The organism is Pedobacter sp. CG_S7, from assembly GCF_040544395.1.
Classification (GTDB): domain Bacteria; phylum Bacteroidota; class Bacteroidia; order Sphingobacteriales; family Sphingobacteriaceae; genus Pedobacter.
This window is the reverse complement of record NZ_JBEONS010000056.1, coordinates 1-10,174: the sequence shown is the minus strand read 5'-3', so window position 1 is coordinate 10,174 and position 10,174 is coordinate 1. Positions and strand designations below refer to the sequence as shown.

The window sequence follows — 10,174 nt, the reverse complement described above, 5'->3', positions numbered from 1 at the left end:
AATTCGACACTTTTGGTCAAAAAAACCCAAAACTAAAAAAACAAAAAATCCAAAAAGTTAATATAATTCTGACTTGTTGCTTTTGCAACGGTCTTGATATATAAAATTTTCATCATCAATAATTTGATATTCAAGCCCTAAAAAAACACCTTTCTGATCAGGATAATCATTTGTCACTAAATACTTAACGCCACTGTTACTTTCTTTTGAAATTTTAAATTCAAAACACAATTCAAAATCATCAAATTGACCTACCGTTAGTAAATCCATTTGTTTACCATTGGTAGCTCCAATTGCATTTAGCTCTCCTTTATTAATTTCCCAACCATCATTAGCTAATTTTTTCCAACCATTGAAAGTCTTTCCATCAAAAAGCAAACTCCATCCAGTACTTTGTTCTTTTTTAGTTAGCGTGTTTGGTACTTGGGCTATTACTCCAAAAACGAATATAATTTGTAAGAAAACGACATTAAAGCAAAACCTATAAACACTCATAATTAAAATGATTTAAATTGAAAAAATTGATGAAGCTACTTTTTGAAAAATACGTTGTTTTATATTTTAGGTTCCCAACCTTTTTCATAAGATCGGCCCCATAGTTTTTGTGCATCCTGATCACCTATGATATGTCCATTTTTGGGATCAATTTTCAAATCCCGGCCAACTCTCCATGATATGTTTCCCAATTGCATCGCAACGGTACTTTTATAACCTAATTCAACATCACAATTGGGGCGCCGATTATTTCTTATTGCATCTAAAAAATCCATCATGTGTAGGCTATCCAGTCCTAAGCTTGGACTTGCTGTATTTCTTCCTGCCAATGCTTCTCCCGCTGAAGCAGGTTTTACATCTTGAATCAGTTTACCCTGTAGGTCGTAGATTTTATAGGCATCATCACCTGTATCTAAACTGCCATTTTCTCCATAAAAGATAATACCACGTTCCTGCCCTTCAATCTTTCTTCCATTACAGCTTCTATTTTCCCAAACTAAAGATACGCGACCAGGGTAATCTATAGAGACAACCTGGGTATCTGGAGTTTCCCAATCATCATTAAATTGATATCTTCCACCTAAGGAACTAACACGCATAGGGAAATCTACACCAAGACCCCAACGGGCAACATCAACTTCGTGCGTTCCATTATTTAAGGCTTCGCCAGTTCCCCAATGCCAGAACCAATGCCAATTGTAATGGATTAAACCTTCCTTATAATCAACCCGGGGAGCGGGGCCTTGCCATAAATCATAATCTAGCCAATCGGGTACATTTCCAGGTTTTAAAAAGGTCTCCTTCCGGGTATTGGTATACCAGGTTTTGGCCATATATACACGGCCAATAATTCCTTCATGTAATAGTTGAATCCCTTTGGTAAGGGTTGGTGCAGAACGACGCTGAGCACCCATTTGTACTACCCGGTTATATTTTCTGGCAGCAGCAACAGCCATTTCACCTTCTCTTGGATTGTGACTTAATGGTTTTTCTACGTAAACATGTTTACCTGCCTGGCATGCCATAATTGTAAGAGGAGCATGCCAATGATCGGGAGTTGCAGTATAGATAGCATCAATTGATTTATCTTCTAAAACCTTTCGAAGATCATTTTCAGATTTTGGAGTATTCAGCTGGCCAGCTTCTATTATAGTTTTTAAGGCTTTAGGAATGGCTCTTTTATCTACATCACACACACTAACTATTTGCACATTTTTTTGACGGGCAATGGTGCCACACATGCTGTTACCCCGACTATTTACCCCAATGGCAGCGATGTTTATTCTTTCATTCGCACCAATAATATTTCGATAACTTTTTGCTGTAAACCCTGAAGCTGTTCCACCAAACATGTTATTTCCTATTGATATTGCTGCAGTTCCTATACCTATTTTTTTAATAAAATCTCTTCTTGAATTATTGCTCATAACTTGATTTTTGATTAGTGAAATATTATAAAACTTTAATTTTAACGTTTTTGAATGAAACCTCATCACCATGATCCTGAAACAGGATATGACCACTTTTCACTTGGCCAAATTGTGGTTCTGAATCTTTATATTTGCTTCGTTTCCAGGCTTCTTTGTAACTGTCGCTGTTCCGATCAAAAGAAAGAATCTTTTTGCCGTTTAAATAATGTGTCACCTGAGTTCCTTTTGCTACAATTCTAGCATGGTTCCACTCACCAACCTTATTTTCCTGCTTTTTATCTAAAGACAGCATGTCATAAAGAGTACCTTGAAGCCGGTTGCCATCCCGGCCATTTTTTCCATCTGGGTGATTAACATCATCCAATATCTGATATTCTAAACCTAGCCATCCGCCTTTATCGTAATGCGTAAAAAAATATTTTACCCCACTATTGCCTCCTTTAGAAAGCATAAAATCCAGTTTAAGATCAAAATTTTCATACTCAGCTAGCGTAATGATATCGCCTCCACCTTCATTTCCGTTTCTTTTAGCAGTTAAAATACCATTTTGAACAGCCCAACTTGTTGCCGGTGGGGTATTTTTAGCAACAGACGACCACCCTTCAAGGTCTTTACCATTAAATAGAAGTTTCCAACCCTGTTCTGCTTCCTTCTTTGTAAGGAAATTGCTTTTATCTTGCGCATTTAGAATCCCTATGGAAAAGAATGCGACAAAGAAAAAAAGAACTCTTTTTAAAATCATGATCATTATGATTAGTTATAATTAATAAATAACAATTCGCCAACAAATTACATTTGTGTATACCCTTTGTTTTGAATAATTTTTTGAGGATTAGATTGCATAACCGTCATAGGTATTGGATAGGCCAGCGCATTATCGCTCCACGTAAAATCATTATACCCATCAAATTTTTGTTCGGCCAGCATCACCTCTTTTGCTCTTCCAGTACGCACCAGATCAAACCAACGGTGATTTTCAAATGCAAGCTCTACGCGTCTTTCATTTTCTATCGCCAATAACAGCGCCTGATCACTATTAAAATCTGATAAAAGGTAATTCCTAAGTAAATTGGGTGCAGGCTGCACATTAGGATCTCCAGGTGTATTTTTAGCACGTTCACGTATTTTGTTTAAATAAATCAATGCTGTTCCCTTGTTGCCACCAGCTCGTACTAAAGCTTCTGAATAAAGTAGATACACATCCGCCAGGCGTAATTCTATCCAATTATTACCATTATCTGATCCACTTGTTGAAATATCATAATATTTACGTACATATTTTTCGGTCTGAAAAGCGCCTGTTTTAGCATTTATCCAACCGTCACGCATGGAAACAAACTTTCTTGGATCCCCGATCTCGTATGCAGCAGACATATACTGCGTAGGAGAATTTTCACCTCCCTTATCACCAATTAAAACAACCTCTTTATCTGAAAATCTTGGAGCAAAGCTATTATTCCATGGACTTCCTGTTGCTCCATTTGGAGCGCCCTTCATATACTGAACCTCAAAAAGTGATTCAGTGCTGTTTTTTTTCGAAACATCAAAAAGGTTTTTATAGCTAGGAACTAAAGAATACATAGAATTGTTTATTACTGAAAGAAGTTTTTCACTAGCCAAATTGTAATATTCATTCCCCTTATTAAGTGGATAACCAGCCATTGTCATATAAACCTTACCCAGTAAAGCAGTAGCTCCAGCTTTAGTGACTCTGCCTTTATCAATACCTCCGTAAGATTCAGGAAGATTAGCTTCGGCATATTTTAAATCTTCCACAAGCAAATCATAAATTTCTTGCAGAGGTGCACGTCCTAATGCATATGCTTCTGTTTGAGTCAGCTCTTTATCGGCTTTAATTACGCCCAATAGCTTATTGTCTAAAGTATAACCCCCGAAAGCCCTGTTTAGCCAAAAATAAACTAACGCCCTAATAAAATGAGCTTCGGCTTTATATTGACTTCTTAATTTTTCGTTACTAAAGGTGGCACCATCACTACGGCCAATTACAATATTACACCTTAGTATTGTTTTGTAACTATCATCCCAAAGGTCGGTTACAAAATTATTTTCAGGTAGCAGCGGAGAGGAAAATTCATCTATTCCTTTTTCGTTTGCTGGATTTCCAGAGAGCCATGAATAGGTCGTGTTATCTGAGCGTATTTCTCCAAGTCTTACATACGTGGAATTATACAAGGAACGAAGATTCCCATAGGCAGATAACGTTGCCTGATTCATATCCTGTTGTGTTTTATAGAAGGTATTTGCATTTAAATTTGATTGCGGCGCCAAATCTATAAAAGCATCTTTGCAGGATACAAAAAAAAGGAAAAATGCAATGAAGAGTAAACTTATCTTTTTCATATATTTTAGAATATAAGCATTAATGAATGTTTAAAATGTCAAATTGGCTCCAAGAATAAATGTCCTGGCAGTTGGGTATCCAAGATAATCGCCCCCTTTGGTGAGTCCACTTCCTTCGCTACTTGTTTCTGGATCATAGCCAGAATATTTAGTTAACGTTAACAAGTTGCTGCCAGTTACATACACCCGTAATCCTTTTATTTTTAGCTTTTCAGTAAAATTTTTATTGAATTCATAGGCGAAATTTAAATTCCTCAATCTTATATAGGAAGCGTCCTGGATCCAAGCTGAGGAGGGATCCCTTTGCCAGCCAGAAGGAGTTCTTGTGGCTCTAAAGTGAATGCCATCACCAGGCTGACCGACCGACCGCCAGCGATCAACTTGCTCTATCATTCCATTTCGATCACCATGATATATGCCAACCATTCTTTTATAAAAACTGAATAGCTCAGCTCCATAAGATGCCGTCAGCTGAATCCCCAAGGAGAAATTTTTATAAGAAAAGTTGTTCGTTAATCCGGTAATGAAATCAGGATTATTATTACCCAAAATTGTTTTATCATTTTGATCTAGAACCCCATCACCATTTATATCCGCATACCTTCCATCTCCTATTTTATCTGCACTTAAATGCGGATATTTATTTAAATCATCCTGAGAGAGAAAGACACCTTCGTATTTGTAGCCATAGAAACTTGCTATAGGTGAGCCTATTTTAGTTATAAAAGCATTATTTGCATTTGGAGCACTACCATAAATAGGGCGTTGATCTGGTCCTACTTCTAAAACCTTATTTCTATTAAAAGAAATATTAAAATTAGTACTCCATTTAAAATTATGAATAGTATTTCTCGTGGTAACAAGAAATTCCATTCCTCTATTTTGCACCTTTCCTATATTCTGAATTTGGGAAGAATAACCGGTTATAACCGGTACTGGAACATTTAACAACAAATCTATAGATTGACTATCATAAAAATCTCCTTCAATTCTGACCCTGTCATTTATAAGTCCAAATTCAAATCCCAAATTGTATTGGCGTGTTTTTTCCCAACCAAGATCATTGTTTGACATTGTGTTAGGATTTGAGGTATTTTGAAGAGCCTCACCTGTAGGATAGAAACCTGATGCAAGAAGACCTATTGCAGAATAATTACCAATCCTATTGTTACCCGAAATACCAAAACCAGCACGAATCTTAAGGTCACTTATTTGTTCAAAGTTATCCATGAACTTTTCTTCAGAAACCTTCCATCCAACAGATAAGGAAGGGAATGTTCCCCACTTTTTATTCATACCAAAACGGGAAGAGCCATCACCACGAAAGGTTGCCGTTAATAGATACTTGTTGTTATAAGCATAATTAATACGCCCCAAATAAGAAATCATGGAATATTGCGATTCATCACTTGACAAGGCATACATAGTGCCGGCATTAAGGGTTGTTATTTCATCGTTTGCAAAGCCACGAGCTTCACCCGACATATTTTTCATGGTATGCTTTTGGGTGGTATACCCTATTAAACCGGATAATACATGCTTCTCTGAAAATGTATGCGCATAGTTTAAAGTGTTTTCAATTACCCAGTCATAGTCTGATGACCTGTTATTTACACCTCTTGCAGGGCGCGGTGCTTTAGAGGCATCAAAATCTATATAAGAAGCTTCAAATATTTTTTGCTCATTGTCCTGGATACCCCCATTTATATTAATTTTATATTTTAAGTCCTTTAGAATTTCCCATTCTCCAAAGATTGTACCTAACCAACCATATCGGGTTCGGTTATTGTAAACTTGCTCTGCAACACCAATTGGATTAGCTACATCACCGGCAAGTATCTCTGGATTTCTAACCATTGACCCATAGGTTCCATCTTCATTTCTTAATGGAAAAATTGGCGGTAATTGCAAAGCAAACATGACTGGAGAATATTTACCATTTTCTTGTTCTCTACCTCTAGCAGAAAATGCCATTAAATTCATCCCTAGATTAATCCTTTCGGTAACTTTTGAGTTGATATTAGAGCGAAAATTAAATCTATCATAATTTGTACCCTGTACAATACCGTCTTGTTTAGCATAGCTACCAGCGAAGGTATATTGTGTGTTTTCCGTTCCTCCTGAAACCGATAGTTCATTTTGCTGCGTTAATGCCTTCCTGTAAAGAAGGTCTTGCCAATCATTATCTTCCATTAGTGCCACGGAAGCCGGGTCTCTAAAATTATATTTATAACCTCCTGTACCATCAGGTATCATATATTGTGTACTTGCACCAGAATAGAGGTTCCGGCGCGAATTCGGATCTTCAGTAGTGTGAGGAGATTGGTTAGGATCTGTTGATAAAATTTTCGCATCTAACCAAGCCTGGTTTCTGCCATCAATAAACCATTCAACATACTGGTTTCTATTCATCATCTCCATTTTTTTTCCAAGTTCCTGAAAGCCAACAAAAGAACTAACATTTATTGTTGGAGGCCCTATTTTTCCTTTTTTTGTGGTGACGATCACTACTCCGCTAGCGCCTCTGGAACCATAGATCGCAGTTGAGGATGCATCCTTTAAAACTTGAATACTTTCAATATCTGAGGTATTAAGGAGTCTGAAAGCATTACCTTCCATTGGATAACCATCTACCACATATAATGGATCATTAGATTGAGTAATCGATCCTACTCCTCTCACCCTAATGGATAAACCTTCACCGCCAGGAGCTCCACCAGTTTGTTGAACTTGGACCCCTGCCATTTGACCTGCTATTGCTTCTCCGAAATTTAATGCCGGCCTTTCTTTAATGCTTTCGGCTGATACAGATGAAACTGCAGTAGTGATATTTGATTTTCTTTGCGTACCATAACCTATAACTACTACCTCATTAAGGGCAGAGGATTCTTCCACTAATGTTACATTTATTGTTTGGTTAGTTCCAATTGGTATTTCTTTTGAAGTATAACCAATCATGCTGAAAACTAATACCCCGTTACCATCCGGTACAGAAATAGTATATATGCCATCAACATTAGTGATAGTCCCTGTTGATGTTCCCTTTAACCTAACACTTACGCCTGGTATAGAAAGATTCTGTTTATCAGTAACCTTACCTTTTATGCTCTTAACTTGCTTGGCACTTGTCAATGATGGAGTTAAATCTTCAATTTCTTTTTTTTTAATTAAGATATTTCGATTTATAATTTTGAAAGTATAAGGCGTGTTTTTTAAACATTCCTCCATGGTAGCTTCAATGGTAGAGTTTTTTACATTAAGACTAACACTCTTGTTTGCAAGATTTTCGCTATTATAGACTGAAACATAACCTGTTTGCTCCTTAATAGACTTGAAAACCTCCTCTAATGCAATGCTCTTTTTATTTAAGGTAAATCTTTGGGCATGTACGTTTGCAGACACTTGAACAAATCCAAGTAGCAAAATGAAAAATGTAAAATTAATGCGCATTCTGATTTCCCGTTTATTTGCAATAATTAGCTGTAGTAAGATCAAATTTAGACCCCTCAAAAATTTTGGTAATGGTGTGGTTAAGACCTTTGAATTGCGGTTTAATTTCATTAAAATTTAAGTTAATATTTGGTTAGATTGAAACTATTTTCCGGATACTGAAGATTTAACTTAAGTTTGAACGTAATCCTAATGGTCATTAGGGACGTTATGCTTTCGGTTAAACCTTTTATTAATTAAGAAGTTTCGCTTTTTTTCATTGTTTAATATTTGGTTTAATTGTATGTAGTTATGATTATCTTTTTTGTCTCTCCTTTATTTACTATTTTATATTTCAAATCAAAATAGCTTAAAAATTCTAATGCTTTTATGATGCTTGCATTCCGATGTACTTCTCCCCAAAGTTTGATAGCCGGCAATTCCCCTTCAAATTCTACATCCACATCATACCAACGTGATAGTTGACGCATAACACTTTCGATATCAGAATTTTGAAACTGGAAAACCCCGCTTTTCCAGGCTATAGCATTCTCAGTATTTACTCGGGCAATTTTTATGTTTCCATTAACTTTTACCGAAGATTGTTCACCTGGTTCCAACAATTTTGTCCTTTGCGAATTGAGTTCTAAAATTTTTACACTTCCTTCTAATAAAGTCGTTTTAGTTGTGGGTTCATCATTATAGCTGTTAATATTAAAATGAGTACCTAAGACTTTTACTTCCTGATGTTCCGTTAAAACCTTAAATGGCATCGCTTTATTTTTTGCGACTTCAAAATATCCCTCACCTATTAATTCAACATTCCGTTTTCCTTGAGAAAAAGAAGTAGGAAACTTTAAAGAGGAGGCTGTATTTAGCCAAATATTAGTTCCATCGGATAGTATAATTTGATATTGCCCACCTTTAGTTGTTGTTACGATGTTAAGTTCAGCGGTTTTTATATCATTTATTTTATTTGAAATCTTAGTGTATGCGATTAACCCCTCTTTAACTTTCGTGATTTTTATTCCTCCTTGTTCTGCTATTTCTCCAATTGGAGCACTATCTAAAGCTATTTTAACGCCATTTGTTAAGGTCAAAAATGTCTTATTAAGGCTTATAGCCTCATCATTTTCCTTAATTTGGAGAGAAATTTGTGTTACGGAATTTGAATTTCTCTTTTGAAATAAATAAAATCCTACAGATAAAGACATCACGAATAGAATAGAAGCTGCAATTCGTGGCAAATATTCTACGAATTTTACTTTATATGGATTGGGTAATTTTTTATAAACACTTTTAAGGTCTTTTTTAATAATATCTTCAGCTAAAACAGTTTTAGAATCTTTTAAAAGGTTGTTATACCAAGATTCTACCCAAGCTTTTTCCACTTCAGTACATTGCCCCGATTGATATCTATTTAGTAGCTCTTTAATTTTCTCTTCGTTCATAACCAAGGATGGGTATTTTCCCCTTATTAATCCTATAGTCCCTCGAAGTAGACCGAGGGCGTAGATTAAAATAAAAAAACTTGTAATTATAACAGGAAGATTGGAAATGATATGATAAACAAGTAATGAAAGATCTCTAATTTGATCCTTAGAATTTTCAATGCATTATTCACTTGTTTTTTCACTGTACACTCTGATAGATCAAGTGTTTTAGCTATCTCTTTGTGAGTTAAATAAGATTTTCTGCTTAAATTGAATACCTGCCGCATTTTTGAAGGGAGCTCATTAATTTCCTTCTCAATTATTTCTGCAAGTTGCTTTTCCCTGATTGAATGATCAGTTACCATAAATCCTTCGTTAATCGAAGTCTGTAACAAATTAAAATATTTAGATGTAATTTGCTGATGTGATATTATTTTAATCACCTTATAACGAGCAGCAATATATAGATAACCAGCAAGATTGGTATTTATTATGAAGTCTGAACGTCTATTCCAAAGTGAGGCAAAAATTTCTTGCACAATATCCTTTACTTCATTTCTATTCTTTAATAGTTTATAAGCATTATTATACAATGCACCAGAATAGCGTATATAAATTTCTGTAAATGCAGCATGATCACCCTTCCGCAGCAGAAGGACTAATTCATTATCTGTGTATAATTTATAGGCTGACATATTTAGATAAAATTGTTCCTATATAAATAATACACTTTACGCCATAAAGCATATTATTTAAATTATGGAGGTGTTAAATTTGGCTATAGTAATATTTAATGTAATATGAAAAGAAACTTTATCAAAACAAGTAACACCAAATGTATGTAACTAAAATTTTACAACACATACCCTGTTAACCCATTGTTCCCAGTATTTTTTTATAATTAAAAATGCTATCAAATCATTAGAGTATCTTCGGGTCACGTAAATTTTCTGGGGATTAGTTGTTAAATTTGTTCAAAAAACAAGGATGGATTTTTCACTATCAGGTCAATTTTTACCAACAGAT

General features: G+C 35.3%; 7 protein-coding genes. All 7 read right to left on the bottom strand.

Going from position 1 to position 10,174, the window contains the following annotated elements:
* Positions 1 to 57: 57 nt before the first annotated feature.
* The 7 genes from AAKU52_RS16460 to AAKU52_RS16430 all read right to left on the bottom strand — a co-directional run bounded on the left by AAKU52_RS16460 (position 58) and on the right by AAKU52_RS16430 (position 9,843).
* Positions 58 to 495: a 3-keto-disaccharide hydrolase gene (locus tag AAKU52_RS16460; protein WP_354335560.1), complete on the bottom strand. Its 438-nt coding sequence runs from the start codon at positions 493 to 495 to the stop codon at positions 58 to 60.
* A gap of 59 nt (positions 496 to 554) precedes the next feature.
* Positions 555 to 1,922 (bottom strand): Gfo/Idh/MocA family protein, encoded by a 1,368-nt coding sequence (locus tag AAKU52_RS16455; RefSeq protein ID WP_354335558.1) that lies wholly within the window; start codon positions 1,920 to 1,922, stop codon positions 555 to 557.
* A gap of 25 nt (positions 1,923 to 1,947) precedes the next feature.
* Positions 1,948 to 2,673, bottom strand: a complete 726-nt coding sequence (locus AAKU52_RS16450; RefSeq protein WP_354335556.1) for a 3-keto-disaccharide hydrolase — start codon at positions 2,671 to 2,673, stop codon at positions 1,948 to 1,950.
* A gap of 41 nt (positions 2,674 to 2,714) precedes the next feature.
* Positions 2,715 to 4,286 (bottom strand): RagB/SusD family nutrient uptake outer membrane protein, encoded by a 1,572-nt coding sequence (locus AAKU52_RS16445; protein WP_354335554.1) that lies wholly within the window; start codon positions 4,284 to 4,286, stop codon positions 2,715 to 2,717.
* Between the two features lie 30 nt (positions 4,287 to 4,316).
* Positions 4,317 to 7,736: a TonB-dependent receptor gene (locus AAKU52_RS16440; protein WP_354335552.1), complete on the bottom strand. Its 3,420-nt coding sequence runs from the start codon at positions 7,734 to 7,736 to the stop codon at positions 4,317 to 4,319.
* A gap of 275 nt (positions 7,737 to 8,011) precedes the next feature.
* On the bottom strand, positions 8,012 to 9,166 hold the full coding sequence (locus AAKU52_RS16435; RefSeq protein WP_354335550.1) for a FecR family protein: 1,155 nt from the start codon (positions 9,164 to 9,166) through the stop codon (positions 8,012 to 8,014).
* Between the two features lie 86 nt (positions 9,167 to 9,252).
* Positions 9,253 to 9,843, bottom strand: a complete 591-nt coding sequence (locus AAKU52_RS16430; protein ID WP_354335548.1) for an RNA polymerase sigma factor — start codon at positions 9,841 to 9,843, stop codon at positions 9,253 to 9,255.
* Positions 9,844 to 10,174: the final 331 nt, after the last annotated feature.

Bases quoted from the DNA above. Each gene is read 5' to 3' on its own strand.
- AAKU52_RS16460 (WP_354335560.1), bottom strand. From the start codon at position 495: ATGAGTGTTTATAGGTTTTGCTTTAATGTCGTTTTCTTACAAATTATA.
- AAKU52_RS16455 (WP_354335558.1), bottom strand. From the start codon at position 1,922: ATGAGCAATAATTCAAGAAGAGATTTTATTAAAAAAATAGGTATAGGA.
- AAKU52_RS16450 (WP_354335556.1), bottom strand. From the start codon at position 2,673: ATGATCATGATTTTAAAAAGAGTTCTTTTTTTCTTTGTCGCATTCTTT.
- AAKU52_RS16445 (WP_354335554.1), bottom strand. From the start codon at position 4,286: ATGAAAAAGATAAGTTTACTCTTCATTGCATTTTTCCTTTTTTTTGTA.
- AAKU52_RS16440 (WP_354335552.1), bottom strand. From the start codon at position 7,736: ATGCGCATTAATTTTACATTTTTCATTTTGCTACTTGGATTTGTTCAA.
- AAKU52_RS16435 (WP_354335550.1), bottom strand. From the start codon at position 9,166: ATGAACGAAGAGAAAATTAAAGAGCTACTAAATAGATATCAATCGGGG.
- AAKU52_RS16430 (WP_354335548.1), bottom strand. From the start codon at position 9,843: ATGTCAGCCTATAAATTATACACAGATAATGAATTAGTCCTTCTGCTG.